The 21,368-nt window shown below is 38.1% G+C and carries 18 protein-coding genes and 1 pseudogene; 8 read left to right on the forward strand and 11 right to left on the reverse strand.

What is annotated here, in order from left to right:
* The coding region (locus tag G3O08_RS18580) for an META domain-containing protein (RefSeq protein ID WP_163286958.1) at positions 1–656 on the forward strand (656 nt) is incomplete at its 5' end.
* 65 nt (positions 657–721) lie between these two features.
* On the opposite strand, the gene G3O08_RS18585 is transcribed toward G3O08_RS18580, so the two are convergent.
* The 3 genes from G3O08_RS18585 to G3O08_RS18595 all read right to left on the reverse strand — a co-directional run bounded on the left by G3O08_RS18585 (position 722) and on the right by G3O08_RS18595 (position 4,025).
* Positions 722–1,735 (reverse strand): SRPBCC family protein, encoded by a 1,014-nt coding sequence (locus tag G3O08_RS18585; RefSeq protein ID WP_163286959.1) that lies wholly within the window; start codon positions 1,733–1,735, stop codon positions 722–724.
* 177 nt (positions 1,736–1,912) lie between these two features.
* Positions 1,913–2,725 (reverse strand): hypothetical protein, encoded by an 813-nt coding sequence (locus tag G3O08_RS18590; RefSeq protein WP_163286960.1) that lies wholly within the window; start codon positions 2,723–2,725, stop codon positions 1,913–1,915.
* 175 nt (positions 2,726–2,900) lie between these two features.
* Positions 2,901–4,025 carry a choice-of-anchor L domain-containing protein gene (locus tag G3O08_RS18595; RefSeq protein ID WP_163286961.1) on the reverse strand — a complete coding sequence of 375 codons (1,125 nt, stop codon included), beginning with the start codon at positions 4,023–4,025 and terminating at the stop codon, positions 2,901–2,903.
* A 234-nt stretch (positions 4,026–4,259) separates the two neighbouring features.
* Between G3O08_RS18595 and G3O08_RS18600 the strand changes: the two genes are divergently transcribed.
* The 6 genes from G3O08_RS18600 to G3O08_RS18625 all read left to right on the forward strand — a co-directional run bounded on the left by G3O08_RS18600 (position 4,260) and on the right by G3O08_RS18625 (position 11,621).
* Positions 4,260–4,802, forward strand: coding sequence for an RNA polymerase sigma factor (locus tag G3O08_RS18600; protein WP_163286962.1), 543 nt, complete (start codon positions 4,260–4,262; stop codon positions 4,800–4,802).
* Complete coding sequence (locus tag G3O08_RS18605; RefSeq protein WP_163286963.1) at positions 4,792–5,628, forward strand: anti-sigma factor; 837 nt, start codon at positions 4,792–4,794, stop codon at positions 5,626–5,628. The genes G3O08_RS18600 and G3O08_RS18605 overlap by 11 nt, the downstream gene beginning before the upstream one ends.
* Before the next feature lie 111 nt (positions 5,629–5,739).
* Positions 5,740–6,330, forward strand: a complete 591-nt coding sequence (locus G3O08_RS18610) for a PsbP-related protein (protein ID WP_163286964.1) — start codon at positions 5,740–5,742, stop codon at positions 6,328–6,330.
* Positions 6,331–6,558: 228 nt separating this feature from the next.
* The gene (locus G3O08_RS18615) at positions 6,559–8,352 is read left to right on the forward strand and encodes an SLC13 family permease (RefSeq protein WP_163286965.1); all 1,794 of its coding nucleotides are present in this window, start codon (positions 6,559–6,561) and stop codon (positions 8,350–8,352) included.
* Positions 8,353–8,467: 115 nt separating this feature from the next.
* Positions 8,468–10,168, forward strand: coding sequence for a S8/S53 family peptidase (locus G3O08_RS18620; protein ID WP_163286966.1), 1,701 nt, complete (start codon positions 8,468–8,470; stop codon positions 10,166–10,168).
* Between the two features lie 442 nt (positions 10,169–10,610).
* Complete coding sequence (locus tag G3O08_RS18625) at positions 10,611–11,621, forward strand: glycoside hydrolase family 113 (RefSeq protein WP_163286967.1); 1,011 nt, start codon at positions 10,611–10,613, stop codon at positions 11,619–11,621.
* A gap of 26 nt (positions 11,622–11,647) precedes the next feature.
* Here G3O08_RS18625 and G3O08_RS18630 read toward each other — a convergent pair whose 3' ends face one another.
* The 8 genes from G3O08_RS18630 to G3O08_RS18665 form a co-directional block, all read right to left on the reverse strand.
* Positions 11,648–11,980 carry a hypothetical protein gene (locus G3O08_RS18630; RefSeq protein ID WP_163286968.1) on the reverse strand — a complete coding sequence of 111 codons (333 nt, stop codon included), beginning with the start codon at positions 11,978–11,980 and terminating at the stop codon, positions 11,648–11,650.
* Positions 11,961–12,323, reverse strand: coding sequence for a hypothetical protein (locus G3O08_RS18635; RefSeq protein WP_163286969.1), 363 nt, complete (start codon positions 12,321–12,323; stop codon positions 11,961–11,963). The genes G3O08_RS18630 and G3O08_RS18635 overlap by 20 nt, the downstream gene beginning before the upstream one ends.
* 22 nt (positions 12,324–12,345) lie before the next feature.
* Positions 12,346–12,639: a YtxH domain-containing protein gene (locus tag G3O08_RS18640; RefSeq protein WP_163286970.1), complete on the reverse strand. Its 294-nt coding sequence runs from the start codon at positions 12,637–12,639 to the stop codon at positions 12,346–12,348.
* A 111-nt stretch (positions 12,640–12,750) separates the two neighbouring features.
* Positions 12,751–13,275 (reverse strand): hypothetical protein, encoded by a 525-nt coding sequence (locus G3O08_RS18645; RefSeq protein ID WP_163286971.1) that lies wholly within the window; start codon positions 13,273–13,275, stop codon positions 12,751–12,753.
* Between the two features lie 437 nt (positions 13,276–13,712).
* Positions 13,713–14,639, reverse strand: a complete 927-nt coding sequence (locus G3O08_RS18650) for a mechanosensitive ion channel family protein (RefSeq protein ID WP_204336942.1) — start codon at positions 14,637–14,639, stop codon at positions 13,713–13,715.
* A 134-nt stretch (positions 14,640–14,773) separates the two neighbouring features.
* Entirely contained in the window at positions 14,774–16,237 is a 1,464-nt protein-coding gene (locus G3O08_RS18655) for an ATP-binding protein (protein ID WP_163286972.1), read from the reverse strand.
* A gap of 12 nt (positions 16,238–16,249) precedes the next feature.
* Entirely contained in the window at positions 16,250–17,653 is a 1,404-nt protein-coding gene (locus tag G3O08_RS18660) for a sigma-54-dependent transcriptional regulator (RefSeq protein ID WP_317164108.1), read from the reverse strand.
* 55 nt (positions 17,654–17,708) lie between these two features.
* Positions 17,709–18,065 carry a response regulator gene (locus G3O08_RS18665; protein ID WP_163286973.1) on the reverse strand — a complete coding sequence of 119 codons (357 nt, stop codon included), beginning with the start codon at positions 18,063–18,065 and terminating at the stop codon, positions 17,709–17,711.
* Between the two features lie 431 nt (positions 18,066–18,496).
* Between G3O08_RS18665 and G3O08_RS18670 the strand changes: the two are divergent.
* A pseudogene (locus G3O08_RS18670) lies at positions 18,497–21,368 on the forward strand (DUF11 domain-containing protein); the annotation flags it as partial.

Below are 21,368 nucleotides of genomic sequence, written 5' to 3' on the forward strand. Positions count from 1 at the left end.
AGGACGGAGTTGACTTTATTGCATTTGGAAAAAATCCGGATTGGCAGTTAGTTATAACTAAAAATAACGAATTAAGTATAGCTACAAAAACTGATTTTGGCTCTTTTGGTGCTCCGAATCTTGAAGGAATGGAACCTCAGGATCTCAATGCCATGGTGTACGGAGCGCAAACCCAAAAGGGAACAATTTCGGTTATGGTATTTTCTGATTCCTGTCTGAGCCATGAAGTCGGCTTATTGCCAAATCGTGTAAAGATTTCAGCACAGAAAGCCGATAGAGCTGTTGCTCAATTTATCGGTTGTGGATTGTATTTGAATGATCCGACTTTGCACGATATATGGGCGGTGAGAAGCTGGTCGTCATTAGATTCGACTGAAAAAATTCCTAAAGGAGCTTATTTGGAATTCAATATGCAAACAAACCGAATATACGGAAACTTAGGGTGTGGAGAAATAACAGGCTACTTTGACCCCATGGGAAGCAGGTTGAAAATATACAGAATGGATTATGCCGATAAAAACTGCGCTGAAGAAAGTATTTCTATCAGCCTTTTTAGTGCGTTAAATTTTTCAACCCACGAGCTTATTATTAAGGATGGTTTGGAATTGCGACTTATAAGCAATGGTGACACCATTACATTTATAAAAGCAGATTAAAAAGAAGAAAAGCCGGAATTTCTCCGGCTTTTAATGCAATTGGCTGTTCTAGATGATCTATTGAGTTATCCTTTCTTTATCGGATAATAAACCTCCGTAATCCATTTATTCTGATCTGGCTCATTGGCAGGATCTGTAACATACACTTCCCAGGGGCTGCCAGTTATCTCCAAATTATTATCGCTGGCGTATTTGTTAATAAATTCATGTGCCTCACCTGTGTTTTCGTATGGCCCCATAAACTGACATTTCAAGACTTCGCCCGCATAAGTGTCGCCTTTCTTAATTTTGTCTTTTCCTGGCTTGGTGCTTTTACAAGCGACTGCCACTTCTATTTCTGCCAGATTATTTTCTTCATCCCAAACAGAGAAGATTGCAAATGGAGCTCCGAGCATATTCTTCTGGCCATCTTCACCAATGTATGCCATTAGCTTTCCATATCTCTCTTCAAAAAAAGCAGCATTTACCGAACTTATAGGCAATTGATCTGCACTGTAATAGTATGGTTTTGATTCAACAGTTACTATTTCGGCTGTGAGATTTGAATTTGGCTTCATTGCTCTCAGTTTTTCTTCTGCTACTCTCTTTAAATTCGCAAGTCCTTTCTCAAAATCGGGAGCCATTTGCTCTTCCATTTCATCCTGACCCATCCAGAAGAGATAGCCCGGAAGCTCGCCATTCATTGTCCAAACTGCCGTCGTTTTTCCATCAACTTCAGTAAAGTTCCAGTTAAGAGTTGATTCAGATTGAAAAGGTTCTGTAAAAACCAGCTTGCTTTTAATATGGTTATTCGGTTCGCTTTCCAATATTTCCATCCATCCCGTGCCAACGGAGTCATTCCCCGTCCATTTATAAAGTGCGCCTACCCCAGATTCTGGGCCTTCATAGCTTTTTGTCATATTCGCGTCCATGGCTTCCCATGGGCTCCATGCATCTCTTTCTTTGTGATTATTAACGAGAGAAAACACGAGGTCTGAAGGTGCGTCGATGGTGATTTCCCGTTCAACCTGATAATTTGTAGGGCTGCACGAACTTAGCGCCATGGCTCCAATAGCCAAAGGTAAAATGAAAGTTTTCATAGTGATTAAGTTTGAAATTGGTTACTACAATGTAGTAATATTTAAATTATTACAAACTATTATCAAAAATTTTGTGCTGACTATTTCAATCTTCAGAAAGTTCTTTCATATATAAAATTGTAGAAGCAATCAGCAGAAATGGCTCAGGTTTGGTATCACGAATTTAAAAAAATACCCTTAAGAGCTTGTGTGAGATCCAATCTGTGCAATTCCATCCAGTTGCTTAAAACTCTCATCGGCGTGATCCACAAATCGTACTTTTTTATCGTGAATCCCTAAAAATGCAGCCACAGAGTGGGTGAGTTGCCTCTTTAATATATCAATAACTGTATTGAGTTCATCGGGTCCCTGTTTGACCTCTTCGTGAACACGCTTTTGAAGTCTGTCTTTAATCTTTGTAGCCTCCAATTGCAAAAGCGGATTGGTTCGTCTGTGGCTGCCTCCGAGATAGGGTTTTTTGTGCTCCAGGACTTCTGCAATAATCCATTCGTAATTTAAATCAGTAAAAGATAGCGACTTGAGGTTCATATTGGCAATGAGCACTTCATCATTGCTGTATTTAATTCTCAATTCATTTAAATCAACTCCATACTTGGCAATTAAATCAACTTTTAGTGCGCCTATAAATTGGATGGTTTTGCCCTCATCGCTTATTTGTTCCTCATTCCAGGTCCGTGTAAAATTCGTATCCACTTCAAATAAACCAACGTCGAGAATCTGCCGTATGGCTGAAAGATTAAACTTTCTACTTCTGAGCTCTTCGTTTTCGCTTCTCACTTTAGAAAGTTGGGCATCCTCTTGTTCAAGTCGTTTTTGAAGCGATTCAATTTCAGCGTCTTTTGTGCGTATAAATGCGGAATACAAGGCGTAGAAAACTATCATTGCTCCGACGAAAATCGCCGAATAAGCTAAAAATTCATTGAAAAGAATGGCGAGAAATATGGCTACGGCGGCCATAGCTATCAATATGTTTCTCAAATTCTTTTTCATCTGCTAAAGATAATACGATCCTATTTACTAGAAGCTAATATTTAGTATTTATTCAGGTCAGAGGTTATAACTGCAAGGTAAATTGCCATTAATGGCCATACATAATACAGCATATTACATAATTAAAAAGCCTGCTATGTGCAGGCTTTTTCATCTTTAATGGGCTGTTCACTTATTACTCGACTACAAATTTTTTGTAGGCGAGTAGTTGATTGTTATACATTGCGTTTAAAATATAAATGCCTTTTTCAATTCCTGATGTTGAAATTCGAATTTGATCTGTATTGGGTTTTTGGTACTCTGCTACTATTCTTCCTTGTATATCAATAATCTGAAATTGAATATTGCCGGAGCATTCGGTACATACATTTTCAAGATTTAAAAAATGGGTGGTCGGGTTGGGATAAATATACAAAGCTTTACGCTCCATATCGCGGAGGCCGCTCAAAAGCCGCCCTTCAAAAGAGCCGGTTTCAAGAAAAACTCCCGAATCTAAAGCCCCATCAGAAGCATCGCAAATAGCAAATTTTATATGATAAGTTTCTCCATTAACAACCTCCATATAAGCTTCAAAGTTTTCCGTATATCCTGTAAAAAGTAAGTCGTTCACTTCGTTGCCACTATTTTGAATGAAGTATTGAGAATCTTCAATCCAGTTAGGATTTGCCGATTCACAATTGGCTTCATTACCCGGGTAAGATGAAACTCCTGAATTAACCGTATTAATAGCTACGGGAGTTGTGCTATTTGGAATAGTTGCAATATTCACAGCATTATTTGTGAATGGCCCTTCAAGACCGGGGCCACTTATAAAAAGACCAAAGCCATCATTAAAAGTTGAACAGGTAAAGCTCGCATATTCGGCTGAAGCAAAGAAATAATTAAAAGCCAGAGCGTCGGCTTCTACCAGCACATCAAATTCAATGACCGCGCAATCATTAACGGGCATTCCTGTCATGGTTTGAATATCGCTGTCCTGATAGTTCGCAATGGGAATCCAGTCTGGAGGAACGCCCGCAATTCTTTCCGTAGAACCTGTGTACATGATTAATCCAGAATCCATATTTAAAGAATCCGAATTTCCATTCGTAAACAATGCGAGTCTCGGACTTATCGAATCTGCAGAAGCTCCGTTAAACGTAACATTAGAAATGGAAACCAGAACTCCCGAATTGAAAAAGTCGTCCACAAGCGCTTCAGCAGTAAGCGAATCATTAATTTGAATTTGGGCACCAGAATTATTGGGATTCAAAACTAAAATAGCCAGAACAATAGCAAAATTGGGTATAAATTTTTTCATACAAATAAGATTTAAAGAGGATGTTGAGATTAACAAAAAAATGTAAAACGTCCTAATTTTAAATATTTTAATTCTTTCTGTAATTTCCGTTTAATCTACATTTTATTCAAAGCAACTGCCGATATAGTGTGATGAACGGAATGATTTTAGGTTCAAGAATAAACCTTTATTTGATTTGTTTGTTCTAAGGTTGAGAATTCATATTATATTTGACCTTTAATTCCCCTCACCATTTTGCAGATTACTCCAGTTGAAAATAAAATAGTAAGTATGTTTGCCGCCGGCGACGTGCGTGCTATGGACTTGCTCTATGACAACTATGCTGATACGTTGTATGGGGTAATTTTGCGCATTGTGGGCGATGAAGATCAGGCCAAGGACGTTTTACAAGATGCATTTGTAAAAGTTTGGAAGCGTTCTAAATCTTACGACCCCAGTAAAGGCCGCCTATTTACCTGGTTAATGAGCATAGTAAGAAATCAAAGTATAGACGCAATTAGAAAAACAAATCGCTCTGGTAAAATCTATGGGACGGCCAATGACGTAGCTATAGCAAATACGAGTGCAGACAACATTGATTTAAGCCTGAACCACGATATTAAAAAAGTGCTCGACCAATTGGACGAGCATCACAGAGATTTGATAATGCATTCTTACATTCTAGGATATACACATCCTGAGATATCTGAGAAAATGGAAATGCCAATAGGAACTGTTAAAACAAGAATAAGAAGCGCAATGATTGAATTGCGATCAATTTTTAGAGATGGACATTAACGCGTACATATCATCTGGTATTCTTCAGGAATACGCTCTTGGACACATCAGTGACCAAGAGCGCAGCGAAGTGGAATGTATGAGTAAAATCTATCCTGAAATTCGGGAAGCCCTTACTACCTCTGAAATAGATTTGGAAAGTTTTGCCGCGGCTTACGCTGTAAAATCTCCTTCCAAATCTCGCGAGAATATTCTTGTCGCCGTTAAGCGACAGGCGCAAGATTCTACTATACATTCCGTAACCAAAGACGATAATGCGTCTGAAACAAAAGAAATATTAATCCAGAGTGAAGTAACTGAACGTAAATCTGCATGGGGCGGATGGGCGGCTGCGGCTGCTGTTATTGCTATCGCAATTGCTGTATGGCAATACACCGACAACCAAGCTAGCAAAGATGAATTGCAGGCTTTGAAGGTTGAGCAGAATACGCTCGAAAATAAAACTGCGGAACTGGAAACAAGAGTAGCACAACTATCAGATGGTCTCAATGAAGTGTATAGTTCATCCGTAAAAAAGGTGACGCTTAAGTCTGTTAAAGAGAATAATACTACCCAGCTTGCTTTGCTCTGGAATACAGAAACAGGTGAGGTTAAGTTAAATACTTCAGCACTGCCCAAATTACCAAGTGATAAGCAATATCAACTTTGGGTACTTAAGGATGGTAAGCCAAAAGATATGGGCGTTCTCTCAAAAACAGAAGAAGGAATTCTAATTGCATCAAACGCAACCAAAGACGGAGATACATTTGCCATTACTATTGAACCACTGGGCGGAAAAGCTTCACCAAGCCTAGACCAGTTGGTGGTGATGGGTGCGATCTCTTAGAAATATATCAGGTGCACTTTTCATAGCATTAGATGAAATATTTTATTTACGTTCGGATTAGTGGCATTATTTGCATAATATTGACAGTTCAAAACCCACTAATTTGATACCATGTCAATTAAATTATTTGCTGCGCTCTTTTTAAGTGCCTTCTGCCTTCTGGCTTGCGCCGATAGCAGCGATTCAAACAATATTAAACTGAATTCACAGGCAGTAATCGTTCAAGAAGATAAATTAATGCCCCAGGAAGGGTGGAAAACACTCACCGACTCACTTTACACTATTCAATATCCCGAAAATTGGGAAATGAACTATACGGGCCAGTTAGGATTGAGCTTTGTTGTGGTTTCTCCAATTGAAGATGAAAAAGATCAGTTTAGAGAAAATCTTAGCCTGGTAGTTCAAAGCATGAATGCTGATGATAGCAGCCTCAAAGATTTTGCGGAAGATAACACCTACCAGATTGTTGACATGATCACAGATGGTAAAATCGTGAAAAATGAAGAAGCTACATTGAGCGGGGTCACCTTTCGGGAGGTAACCTATTCAGGAAACCAAAACAATATGGATTTCATAAATACACAGCGTTATTATTTTCACAATAACAAGGCTTATATACTTACATTCACCTGCGCTGCCCAACATTATGATAAATTTAAGCCGCAAATAAAAAAGCTTATGGATACGCTTCGGTTTCAATAAAAAAGGTTAATAATTTATGCTTGGAGACAACATATTGGCATTTCCAAACTTCAAATCAAGAATGCAATAAGCTCTTCCTTATTTTACTTGTTTTAATCTAGAGATAGTTTTTTGTAATCGGCATTATTTTCACTGAGTTAGATTCCAACTTATATATACTTGATAAACCCTTTCAGATATTTCCCCAGGTTAACACCAAAATTTATAATTTCGGCACTGATTGTTTAAATGACTACTGCCGCTATAATAACACTTCTAATTGTTGCACTCGCAATAATTCTCTTCGTTACTGAAGTTGTTTCAATTGATGTTGTGGCAATTAGCCTAATGGTTATTCTTATGCTCACGGGGGTTGTTACTGTGGCAGAAGGTCTTTCAGGATTCAGCAACCCTGCAACCATTACTGTTGCATTTATGTTTATACTTAGTGGGGCGCTACTTAAAACCGGGGCTCTTCAGTACGTAACTCACCGGTTGACGCGTATATTTATAATTAATCACAGATTGGGAATTTTGCTGATGATGGTACTCGTGGCCAGTATATCTGCATTTGTAAATAATACACCTGTCGTTGCGGTTTTTATCCCTGTTGTCATTCAAATTGCCAATGCTTCAAAAATAAATCCGGCCAAGCTGCTTATCCCTTTGTCTTTTGCCTCTATTATGGGTGGTATGTGCACTTTGCTTGGTACTTCTACCAATCTCTTGGTAAATGGAATAGCCTTGCGAGAAGGGGTTGAGGCAATCGGCATCTTTGAAATGTCGGGTTTAGCTCTTATTCTCTTATTTGTTGGAATATTATATATGGTTTTTATCGGTTACCGATTGCTGCCTTCGCGAGAGCCCGAATCTGATTTAAAAGTAAAATTCGGATTAAGAGATTATCTTACTGATATTGAGATTATGCCCGGTTCAAAACTGGTGGGAATCAAGATTTTGGAATCGAGTCTGGTACGTCAACTACAAATGGACATACTTGAAATTGCTCGAAATGGAACACGCTTTACACTTCCTCCGGGCGATTTTGTACTTCAGGCAGGCGATATTCTAAAAACGCGTTGCAGTGCCGAGAAAATGATGGCATTGAAAGATCAGGCGAGAATAATTACCAATCCCGATATGAAAATTGGTGACCATGACTTGGGTGAAGGAAATTCAACGCTGGTAGAGATGGTAATAACTTCAAATGCAGCAATTGAAGGACAAACATTGCGCGAGGCCGATTTTAGACGCCGGTTTAGGGCTGCACCGCTTGCGATTAGACATAGAGAAGAAGTATTACGTGAAAATCTTTACGATGTGGTGCTTCGATCGGGTGACGTTATTCTCGCCGAAGTAAAATCGCATTTCGTGCACGCTCTTAAGCTAATGGAAAATGAACAGGACGCTCCATTTGCAATTATATCACAGCAAGAGCTAACAGATTTTGATCGGCGCGGATTCTGGACTACCATTTCTTTGGTAATCGCAATGGTCATTTTAGCTGCTATGGGTTGGGTAGATATTACGGCAGCAGCGATAGCGGCGGTTATCTTACTGGTCTTCATAGGCAATATTACAATGAAAGAAGCATATGAGGCAGTAAACTGGAAGATTGTTTTTGTCCTTGCCGGAGTATTAAGTCTCGGAATTGCAATGAAGAATTCTGGTCTTGACCTGATGATTGCCAATCTGCTAACCAATAATTTGGGCACTTTCGGGCCGGTTTTTATCCTATCAGGTATTTATTTTGCAACTTCATTACTCACAGAAGTCATGTCAAATAATGCTACTGCTGCACTAATGGCACCAATTGGTATTACCATTGCCACCACCCTCGGAATTAGTCCAACACCCTTTTTAATCGCCATTATGTTTGCGGCTTCAGCGAGTTTTATGACGCCCATTGGCTATCAAACGAATACCATGGTCTACAGCGCCGGTCAGTATAAGTTTACCGACTTTATAAAAGTAGGCTTTCTTCTCAATCTCTTATTTTGGATTATTTCCAGCTTTCTAATACCGCTTTTCTTTCCATTTTAAGGTTTAGTGCCCAACTCAAAGGTTATTCCAAGGCTTTAGAATGCTTGTCAGTATAATCTGTTCACCTTTTCAAATCTTATCGATATTGATTTAAAATCAGTCTAAAACTAAGATTATGAAAACAAAGATTTACTCACTTATTGCAGCAGCGCTTTTTACGCTGACAATTTCGGGATCTGCATTCGCCCAAATAAATCATGGCGCACGAAAGCCCGCTAAAGCTCCATCGGGCTATATTACAACCGATGATGGATTTATTGATCCCATCAGGCTTCCTGTACGACCGGGTGACAACGAATTTAAAATTAACCCCGATGTTCCTGTTTACGATCAAATTCATGCTCCAATACGATGGTATGCTATTGAAAATGAGCGTAATTCTAAATATTGGGAAAGTGTGAATGTAAATAGAATATGGGTTGAACTGGAGCAGGGACTGACAATAAGCGATCCTGCTATTCGGGATTTTCTTAATGAATATGGACTCACCGAGATTCTCAGCGAAAGCAAAAGAAAACACCAGACGAATTATTGGATTTTTAAGTTAGAAAATGCCACTCCGGAACAAATTGTGGAAATGGCAAAGGCTGCCCAGGCCATTCATGGTATTCGATTTTTAGAGCCTTCGGTTATTTACACTAGCTCTTATACTCCTAATGATCCTATGTACAATCTTCAATGGGGCCCTTATATTACTTATTTTGATGAAGCCTGGGATGTAAGCATTGGTGGAAATTCATGGAATGTTGTGGCAGTAATAGATGATGCCTGCGATTGGTATCACGAAGATTTAACTGATATGGTATGGTATGGTTATGATTATGCGATGGATGATGGCGATATATATCCCGATGACCCGAATAATCATAAACATGGAACTCATACTACAGGTACGGTTGCTGCAAAAATCAACAATGGAATTGGAGTAGCCGGTATGGTTAACGATACGGTGTATTTTGCTAAAGTGGGACTGCCAGACGGTACACTTAGCGATGAAGGTATCGTAAATGCATATTACGATATTGGAGATATTGACCGAATTACTGCTGTAAATATGAGCTTCGGAGGTGGTGCGCCTAGTGCTGTAAATGAGCAAGGACTTAATTACGCATGGAATCACGGAAAGATACTTCTCGTATCAAGCGGAAATGATGGAACTGGAACTATATCCTTTCCGGCCGCTTATCCTGCAGCTATGGCAGTGGGAAGTATCGGAACAGATGGAGAGCAACTAGATCTGGCATCCTATTCGCAATATGGTAACGAACAGGAAATTACAGCACCTGGTGGAGAAACTCAATTTAATTATGGAATTGTTTCGTGTATCCCACTAAATCAATACGAATCTATGCAAGGTACGTCTATGGCTGCACCTCATGTTACAGGACTCGCTGGATTGATGAAACATGTAAATATGAATTTGACCAATGCCGATATTAGAAATATTATCAATGCTACTGCTTTTGATATGGGCGCACCCGGCTGGGACGCAACTTTTGGATATGGTATGATCAATGCAAGCCTTGCTATTCAAACTGCAGTAAATGGAAGCGTGGGTATTGCAGAGCTTGACGGATCTGACGTGATGCGCATATATCCAAATCCGGCTGCTGATTATATACTAATTGACAAAAAAATAAGCTTTGAAAAAGGAACGTATGAAATTCTTGATATCACAGGTAAAATGGTGAAATCAATTCGTATATCTCCTGAAAAAGTTTCTACAATTAACATTTCTGACCTGCCTAAAGGGGTGTTCATTTTAAGAATGACTTCTGAAATTGGATTAACAGCTACGAAATTTGTGAAACTCTAAGTTTAAACCTATTCTTCATTTTTATACAATCCTACCTGAAACTGATTGAATCCTGCTCCATAAATAGAGCAGGGTTTTTTTTTGAATTTAACCAATTCGCGGAGACTGATCCGAAAGTACGTTTTACCCAAGAGTATTCAGGTAAACCATTCATTTAGAGAGTGTCGACGACGTTAGGGTTTATTCTCGCACATCGCAAACATTACTTTACAATAACCAAGAAATTATTTAAAGTAAAATGTTTATTTTTGACTTGAGTTTTATTACTTTCTCAACCTTACCTTTCAAAAAATAAATAATGAATGGAAATTGGTTTATGACCAAAATACAGTAATTATGAAGGTAGAGTGAAACGGTATTCTGATTTTATAGAGTCCGCAATTCATTTTTACTGCTCGATATTCTATATTTTAGCGAAGCGACTTCACGTTGCCATTCTTCTATGAAAGCACAAATCTTCTTGCTCGGGTTTATTTTTATTGTATGCAATACACTTTGTAGCCACCGAAATGAAGAAAGAATAAGGTCAGATAAGATAAACGGAATGACGCTTGAATCACCACCTAAGGCAATTGATTCCTCAAAATTTGATCCGCTCAAAGACTTAAATGTAAACTATGTTTGTATTGTTCCCTATGCATTTAGCCCCAAAAATAATCCTTCGGTAGTATTCAATCATAAGCGACAGTGGTGGGGCGAACGGGAAGAAGGAGTGGAGGAATTAATAAAAATGGCACGCTCTCGCACTATGAGAGTTATGCTCAAGCCACAAGTGTGGATGCACCAAGGGTGGGTGGGCGATTTTAATCTTGAGAGCCCTGCAGATTGGAAATTATGGGAAGACGCATATAGAAATTATATAGTATTCTATGCAGAAATCGCAGAGGCTAACAAGGTGGAGATCTTTTGCATAGGAACAGAATATAAAGTAGTCTCCAGTCAAAGACCGGATTACTGGATTGGTTTGATTGCCGAAATAAGAAAAATCTATTCAGGAGAGCTCACATATGCTGCCAATTGGGATGAATATGAAAGTATCTCTTTCTGGGATAAGCTCGATTATATAGGAATTAATGCCTATTTCCCACTTTCGCAAAAACAGAATCCGGAAAGAAAAGAGCTAGAGCTTGTTTGGCAAAATATTTCAAGTCGCATAGAATTGATTCATTCCAAATTTCAAAAGCCTGTTTTATTTACTGAGTTTGGCTATCGAAGTGTCGATTTCGCTGCCGGAAACCAATGGGAATTAAATGGAAAGACTTTTAACGCTGAACTTCAAGAAAAGGCCTTCCGTGCATTTTTTAATTCACCGTGGAAAGAAAGCTGGGTAGCAGGCGGATTTATCTGGAAGTGGGAATTTGAAGAAAACGCAGGTGGGGAAAATAATACTAAATATACCCCGCAAGATAAACCGGCTTTAAAGGCCATTAGAGAAGTGTATTGGGCTAAATGAAAAAAATCGCATTTCAGCGATTTGTCCTAACGGAAAAGTCTTTTCACCTTCTTAACCAAGCTGGCACCACCTTTAACAGTTGAAACTGTTAGAGCGAGATATTTTAGATAAGTGAAGATTTGGCCGTTGCTAAAAATGTTGTCATTATCTTCCAGAAGCTCATGTTTACGACTTCCACTACCAGCAATACCAAGCGCCTCTTTTATCAAGTTGATAGGTCTCAGGCTTTCCTTAAATTCTACTACATTATTACCAAGTTCTTCCTTAATGATATTCTTTTTGATTTTTAATCTCAGAATTTCATTCTCCAGGTCTTTCATGGACTTAATATGTCCGTATTTATTCGTCTTCGTCATCATCTTCAAATACTTCTTTGAGCATACTCTGCATTATAGGTCTGCTGATGAATATTTTACTGAAAAGCAACACAATAACTAAAAGACCTAAAATACACAGACCGGTATAAATAAATCCTAAAACGTAATTATTTAAATGTTGCCCCCATACAAGGGCTAGCGCAACAAAAAGAAAGCAAAAAGCAATACAGCCAAACGCGATGGCAAAAATAACCTGAATACTTTTTGCGAAAATTCTTGTCGCCTGCCGAACTAAAATTAGTTTGTATCGGTCTTTTTCTGAACGAAGGTAAAGCTGCAAAGCAGCTTTACTCTCCTCCAGAATTTCTTCTGCTGATTTTCTCATTCAGTTTTATTTCTCGCTCAAATTATACCTTAGCGGATTCTTTCATGTTCCCGGCGGCATCTTTTATATTGTGAGTTGCCTCTTTAACATTTGACGAAGCTGATTTTACATTAGATGCGGTATCGCTTATTTTGCTTTTCAAATCATCGTAAGCTTTATTTACCTTATCTTCAATTGTCGCCTCCATCTTGCTGAGTTTCTTCGCTGTTTTACTGCGAAGTTTTTTACCATTCTCGCTATTTAAATACAGACCTGCTGTTACTCCTAATGCTGTTCCAATTATGAAGGTTAAAACTCCTGTGCTATTCTTACTCATGTTTATATGTTTTGTGTTTGTGGTTTAAATGCTGTAACGTTTACAACTATTCTTCTCATTCTGGTAATATACAAAATATTTTGCAAAATCTAAAATTTAACTTATAGAAGTTCACACTTCATTCTTGTTAAACTTTTCTCTCAAATCATCAAATTTCTTTTGCGTATTGTCTTCTAGCTTTTCGTAGTTATTTTCTAACCAATCCATGCTATCTTCAACGCCCTGGTTTATTTCATTACCAGCATTATCCAAATCAGCTCCGACTTCATCGCTTGTTCTTTCAAACCATGACTCTACTTCAGTCATGCGCTCATCAGCCATCTTGTTAAATTCTTTTCTTCTTTCCTGATAATCTTCCTTTACCATCTCATATCTCTCTTCAACGCTGTTAAGATCTGCCTTCATTTCATCTGAAGCGTCTTCAAATGCCTCGTCAGCATTGTTTTCTAGACGGTCATAACGAGCGTCAATCATATCCCAATTTGCATTTGCAGTCATAGCCACTTGTGTGTCCACGCTGTCAACAAAGCTTTTAAGATCATTCATTGCCTCAGTTCTTGATTTCTCTACATCAGCGCCATTGTCACATGAGCTTAAAATCAGAAGTGGTAGTGATAATATTAGTGCGATTTTCATAAAATAGTTTTTTTTGGTTTTTTATATAATGGTAAATGCAAATTAGATTCCAGAAAAGAATAATAGCTAAAAAAAAAATCTAAATCTTTTAAAGATCTATTAATCAATACGTAAGTTTGATATTTGAGACGATTGAAGGATGATGACAGATTTAAAAATGGGGCGAGAATTACTCATCAACTGTGGAATCTTTAAGCAGTTCATCTTTAACTTATTCGCACTATCCATTTATGCTTGTTTAAGGTGTGGTATTCGGTCATTACTTTTTAGTGATAATGCGTGAGCAATCTATATAAATCAATATTTAATCTATTTAATTTCTACGCTTTCTCATAAATTAAAAAAGCGCGATTTTCGACTCAAATGCATTTTTGGAGCAAGGTTGAATTCATTCTTTTTATAATGCCGATTCTTAAAGACTGTACATGAGGCGAAATTTATTGAGCACTTGCTTTATCGTCGCCGCCAGCCATGCCAGCGATATGTAATTTCATTTCATTTAATTTTTCACCCCCCTTTATACCAAAATCCAGCGTGCGAATTGGGAAAGGAATCATAATATCATTTTCATCATAGGCTTTCTTAATCGCCATAATCGCATCGCTTTTAAAAGTCCGAAACTTAGCTTGGTTCATATCATTCATCCATATGGCAAGCGTAAAATTAATAGAGCTATCTCCAAATTCTTCAAACCATAAATTCTTATCCTTATTAGAATTAAGATTTGGAATATTACTTACAGCGTCAAGTGTGATTTTTTTAACTTTTTCTAAATCCTCTCCATAAGAAACACCCACGCTCAAATCAAGCCTGCGCATTTCCGATCTTGAATAATTTATAATTTTATTGTAGAGTACGCTTTTGTTTGGAATAAAAATATCCTGTCCTTGAAAATTCCGTAAGATAGTAGATCGCAGATTTAACTCTCTTACAATACCGATTTCGTCATTAGACTCTACCATGTCGTGGAGTCTAATCGGCCTCTTTAATGCAATAATTATCCCTGCTAAAAAGTTTGCGGCGGTATCCTGAAAAGCAAAACCTAAGGCCAAACCAATTATACCTGCACCAGCGAGAAGTGAGGTAACTGTTTTGTCGAGCTGAACTGCGCTTAGAGCGGCAAAAAGACCTAATACAAAAACGACGGAGAAAACGAAGTTGCCAAGCAGCTTCATTATTGCCGTGTTTCCTTTTGTTTTTTCATCTATTTTTCTAACTGCGTACCTGCTTGCTTTTGCTAGAAAGTAGAAAAGGACGACTATTAAAATTGCGACTCCTATATTTGGCAACATTTTAATTGCCGTTGTCGCCCAACCTGTAAGCTTTTCGGTTATTATTGCCGTCGTTTCTTTAATTTCAATCATATACTTCTCTCAGATTGTGTTAGTCTATATTGTGTTAGTCAATTTCTACAATTAACTGATTCTACAATTAACTGACTAACAGAGAAGCACAGCAAATTGTTGAAAAAGCAAAAGATATGCTTGCAATTATTCGATCAATCTTTTTGCAAAATATCTGCTATAGGGAGCAAAATGGTAAAAGTAGAGCCAATACTTTTTTCGCTATCCACTTCTATGTGGCCTTTATGCTCAGAGATGATAGAGAGTGTGTTAGTCAAACCTAAGCCAACTCCTTTTTTCTTACTTGTGAAAAACGGATCGAAAAGCGTTTTTTGCTGACTCTCAGTCATCCCACTTCCATTGTCTTCTATATAAATACATAGATATCCATCTTCTTCATACGTACCAATAATCACTTGTCCTGATTCGTTATCAATAGATTCTATGGCATTTGTTATTATATTAGATATCGCAATTAGCAATTTTCCGGAATCACAAAAATATAGGGACTTCTCTGATTCAAAATCTGTTATTAGTTTGATGTCGAGGAGCTGTGCACGATCTTTTGCATCATCTACTGCTCTGTTTGTAATATCTATAATATCGCACTCAGTAGATTGAAGGCTTTTTTGTTCCGATGATTTTAATAGTTGATCTATAAGCTTATCAATTCGCCTCGTGCATCTTTCAATGATACCAATGTAAAGTTCTGTTTCCTCATTTTTTGGCACTTCATCCTCCAGTTGATTAACTGCCAGAGTAATGTTTGTCAAAGGGTTACGTATCTCATGAGCCAGAGTCCGGGCAAGGCGGTAGGTCATGGCAATTCGAGATGAATTTTCTTTTATGCTACTAATCCGTTTTTTATATGAAATATTGCTTAGCGTGCCGTGGTAGCCCGAAATCATCTTAGACGGAGTGGCACTACTGGAATAGTATTCTCGAAGTGCCGAAATTTTAAGATGTCCTGGAAAAATACCTTTCCGATCCAGGCGGTTAAATTTCATTTCGCACTCATAACTTTCCTTGTCATCTTCGATAAATCTAGAGACAAACCTTTCATATTCTGTAGGATCATTAAAAATAGTCTTGAAGTCATCGCCGTTTATTTGATGTAGCTTAACTCCGAAAAGATTGGAAAAAACCTCATTTATATTTTCGATTTTCAAATCGGCGGTTAGAAAAAAGGCGGCATCAACGGCATTGTAAAAGAGGGATTGATAGCGCTTTTGCTGTTTTTCTATCTCTCTTTTGAGCTTTCTTGATTCTAAAGCATATTTTATGCTGTTATTTAACCCCGAAGCGGTAAGCTGACTTTTGTAAAGATAATCTGCAGTAAGGCTTTTCACGGCAGTAAACTCATCGTTTAACTCTATAGAATCTGTTAAATAAATAACAGTTGAGGGAAATAATTCAATTGTATATTGAGCGAGAAAATCAGCCGGGTTTTTATCGATTAAATTTTCATCTATCAAAGTCACATCAAACAGGTCGGTCTTCTGAGCAAGCTCAGTTTGATGAAATATAGTGTATTTATCAGGATGTTCTAAAAGTAATTGATGTATCTCACTCTCCAAAGCAATGTCAGATGTAAGTATTAGTACCTTGGTTCTGTACATAAGTCCGGAGAATTAAAGATCGTAGTTTTTTAACTTATTGTACAACGTTTTGCGATCAATATTTAAAATTTTGGCTGCTTTAGATTTGTTATTTCCAGTTTGGGTCAAAACTTTTAGAATTCGTTCGCGCTCCGCCTCGTTCGCGACCCCTTTCAAAGAGTTTAAGTTTGATTCACTGCGTGTATTGGAGCTATACACAATCTCTTCCGGCAGGGTGCTCAAATCTATGACATCATTTTTAGACAACAGTACGCTACGCTTAATTACGTTTCGGAGCTCGCGCAAATTTCCGGGCCAATTATAACTTTTAAATTTTTCGAGCACTTCGGCATCAACACCTTTAATATTTTTGTCAAGTTGCACATTCGCCAATTCAATAAAACTCTCTATAAATTCCTCAAGATCTTCGTTTCGCGATCTGATTGGATTCAATTCAATGCTGAACTCGTTGAGTCGGTAATATAAATCTTCTCTAAAATCACCGTCTTCTACTGATTTCTTTAAATCTTCATTAGTTGCGACAAGAAGTCTTACATCCACACTAATGTCTTTATTTCCGCCTACCCGGGTAAATTTACGCTCCTGAAGTACCCTTAACAATTTCATTTGAACTTCATAAGACAAATTTCCAATTTCATCCAAAAACAAAGTTCCTCCATCGGCGTATTTAAACTTACCGTCTTTTTCTCTGAGGGCACCCGTAAAAGCACCTTTTTCGTGACCAAAAAACTCGCTGGCGGCAAGATCTTTTGGGAGTGCTCCACAATCTATTGCAACGAAAGGACCATTATTCCTTTTACTAAGGCGGTGTATCTCCTGTGCAACATATTCTTTACCAGTACCTGTCTCGCCGGTAATAATTACAGACATTGGAGTAGGAGCCACAATTTCAACGTTCTGCTGTATTGCGCGTGAAGGTTTGCTCTTTCCAATGATGTAATCTTTTCGTTGTTGGGGGGTGGACTTGGTATGAGTTGAAGTTTTTTGATTTTTGGAGGCAAGCTGGTGCACATTTGTATTTTCGCTCGGTAGTGACTTACTTGAAGATTCTGCTCCTGCTGCAATTGTATTATTTATTAGGCTTAATAATTCTTCCGGATATAAAGGTTTTGTAATATAATCTATGGCACCATATTTTATTACTTCTACCGCCATCCGTATGTCAGAATATCCGGTGATGATAATAACTTTATTTTCCTGACGTATAGCCTTAATTTCTTTTAGTAATTCCAAGCCGGAAAAATCGGGCAATCTGAAATCAGAAATTATGAGATCGAAAGTATCGTTTTTCAGTTTTGCCAGCGCATCATTTCCGGTGTGAGCGGTTACTACTTGAAATCCCTTCTTCGAGAGAAACTTGTCGAGAATCAAACATATTTCGATTTCATCGTCGACAACTAATATTTTGGACATCATTTAAAAAATGGTTTTGGAGCAAAGATAAGGGGAAAATAATCTACAAAAATGGTAATTATACCCCGTGTTCTTTTAGAATGGTCAATATTTGTGATTTATTAAAGGGTTTTTGAATTAGACATTCAATACCGTTTAAAGTTACATCTTTTTTAATATCATTCCCTTTTTGGGCAGTTATAACCACAATACTGGCGTCCACGTTGGTTTTTCGAATAGTAGCGACCAAATTTAAACCGTACTCATTATCAAGGTTTAAATCTAAAAAGACCATTTCAAATTTATTGTTTTCAAGCTTTTCGGTTGCTTCAGAAATATTGCTTGCATAAACAACCAGATATCCTGAAGACTTAAGCATTGCTCTCATCATTATGCCGATGTCTTCTTCATCGTCTATAACTAACACTTTATTCATGATGCCTTTATTTCAACTATTGTTCCAATTTTCTTTGTCTAAAACGACTTGGTGAAATCTTTTACGACCTATCATTTCTAAAAGTTCGCAGACAAGTTATAAGAGTACTTTTTTCATTACGAGAAAAAGTTCAAAAAAATAAAAACTTAAGAGATCAGCAAAATATTTTTGTTTTTTATTTTGATACAGCAGTATTTAGATTCGTAAACTCGTCATCTAGCGGTAGTAAAGGGTTTTAAAATAAGATTCAGTTCTCGATTTGGCTATATTTCCGTGTTTAAATACGATGAACTTACAAAATACTTCGACAAAAAATTGACATTGATGTCTTTTCGAAATACTTTTGTCGATGAAATGTAACCATTCGGCGATATTATTAATTAGATTAACCAATTGTCGAGTATTGTTAAAACAACTAAAAATAAGATGCTATGAAGAATTCTACCAGTCCGCTTACGGGGCGCTCGCGGACGCAAATGAAAGATGTAACGCGTTATCTTAAAAGACTGTTGCTCACAATGGCAATAGTTTTTTTTGGCTTTGGTCTCAGCTTTGCACAGATCAATCCGAATCAAATTTTTGATTACAACCATACCCAAACTTTTGACCCTTCGGGAAATGCGAGTGAAGTGGATCGTGTAATTGGAAACCCATATATTAAAGGGGTAAATCAAATTGTGCGACGGGGAGCAAACAACCCCGATCTCCCGGCTGATATCACCTGTGGAGATTTGCGGGTAGTGTTGATTCTCGATGAATCGGGATCCATTTCTCCAGGTCAAACGCCAGGAGCTGCGGCAGCGGTGCGAAGCGGAGCCTTGCAGTTGGCACAGTCACTTCTAAATTCGGGAGCTCAGTTAAGAGTTGTAGAATTTGCTACTACCTCATCAATTCTAAATTTGGGTGGTGCAATAGTTAACCCTTCATTCATTAGTAATTTTAATAATTATCTAAACAGCAGCTATAGCGGCCAGAGCTATGATCCAATTTCTGCTTCACCTTGTACAGGTTGGACAAATTGGGAGGCTGCACTTAAAGATGCAAAAGGGCTTCCTGCAGATTTGGTTATTTTCTTTACTGATGGCAACCCAACAGCTTACGATGTAAATGGTGCGGATTGTGGAAATGTGCGCACCCCCAATAGCGGTTCGTTCAGCTATACTACCGCCTTAAATAGAGCTATTACCCAAGCAGATCTTATCAAGAACAGTGGTAAACACATGTTTGCCGTTGGAGTTGGTTCTGTAAACACTGCAAACTTAATAGATATTTCAGGAAGCGATAACTTCGCTATTAGTGAAAATATCTATACGGACGATTATTCAATTGGAAATTTCGAAGACCTTGCAGATGCCTTAGGGGATGCGGTAAATCAAATTTGTGGAACTGAAATTACAATCGACAAAACGGTTTCACCGAATCCGGTTTGTCCGGAATCATCTGTTACGTTTACAATCACCGTTGAAAATACAGGTGGTAGTTACGATTTTGATGCTATTAATACCGTACTTACTGATGCATTTCCAGCAGGATTTTCAAATTTCGCCATTGTAGGCGCCCCTGTTTCAGGAGCCTCCATATCTGGAAGTACATTGACTTATAATATTGGAGACCTTGTTGCTGATATTCCTGTTACAATACAGGTAACTGCAAATGCTCCCCCTTCAGGTGGCACATATACAAATACGGCTTCTGCCAATGCAGATAATGCTAATCTTGTTACTGACGACGCAATTCTGCAAGTGTCGAACATAACCGGTTCAAAAACCACCGAAACAGTTTGTGATGAATATTTATGGTCTGTAAATCAGGTTAACTACAATGCTTCTGCATTTGTAATAGTTGAATCAACAAATAACGCAGGCTGTATCCAAAGAGATACGCTGGATTTGACGGTTAATTACTCTGAAGAAACATCCTTTGCAGCTTCAGCTTGTGATTCTTACACTTGGGATGGCACAACTTATGGAACGTCTGGAGTCTATACAAAAAGCTATACGAATGTTGTAGATTGCGATAGTACATCTACATTAAATCTTACAATCAATAATTCATCAAGTTCATATACTGAAATTACAGCTTGTGATTCTTATGAGTGGATGGGTGTAACATACACAGAAGGTGGTTTGAAAATAGTAACCGGAACAAATGCTGCCGGTTGTGTTCAAACAGATTCACTTCAGTTGACAATCAACAACTCATCAAGCTCTTATGCAGAAGCCACAGCTTGTGATTCATATGAGTGGATGGGAACAGTTTACACAGAAGGTGGTTTGAAAATAATAACCGGAACAAATGCTGCCGGCTGTGTTCAAACAGATTCACTTGATTTGACAATCAATAATTCATCAAGCTCTTATGCAGAAGCCACAGCTTGTGATTCATACGAGTGGATGGGAATAGTTTACACAGAAGGTGGTTTGAAAATAATAACCGGAACAAATGCTGCCGGTTGTGTTCAAACAGATTCACTTGATTTGACAATCAACAACTCATCAAGCTCTTATGCAGAAGCCACGGCTTGTGATTCATATGAGTGGATGGGAACAGTTTACACAGAAGGTGGTTTGAAAATAATAACCGGAACAAATGCTGCCGGCTGTGTTCAAACAGATTCACTTGATTTGACAATCAATAATTCATCAAGCTCTTATGCAGAAGCCACAGCTTGTGATTCATACGAGTGGATGGGAATAGTTTACACAGAAGGTGGTTTGAAAATAATAACCGGAACAAATGCTGCCGGTTGTGTTCAAACAGATTCACTTGATTTGACAATCAATAATTCATCAAGCTCTTATGCAGAAGCCACGGCTTGTGATTCATATGAGTGGATGGGTGAAACATACACAGAAGGTGGATTGAAAATCGCAACCAGCGAAAACGCTTTCGGTTGTGTTCAAACAGACTCTTTATTGTTGACCATCAACTATTCTGAAAGTTCATACGAAGCAGTTGCCGAGTGCGACAGCTACGATTGGATGGGAATGACTTACACCGAAAGTGGTCTGTACATCAACACTGGTGAAACAGCTGCAGGATGTGCGAAAGTTGACTCATTACAATTGACCATAAATGGATCACTAAGCTCATACACAGAAGTTACCGAGTGTAACAGCTTCGAGTGGAACGGTGAAGAATACAATGTAAGTGGACTTTATATCAATAATGGTGAGACTCCAAACGGATGTGCCATCGTTGACTCACTTCAACTGACAATCAACTACGCCTCTAGCTCATACAATGAAGCCACGGCTTGTGATTCATATGAGTGGATGGGTGAAACATACACAGAAGGTGGAT

This window comes from Cryomorpha ignava (assembly GCF_010686655.1).
GTDB classification, from domain to species: Bacteria; Bacteroidota; Bacteroidia; order Flavobacteriales_D; family Cryomorphaceae; genus Cryomorpha; species Cryomorpha ignava.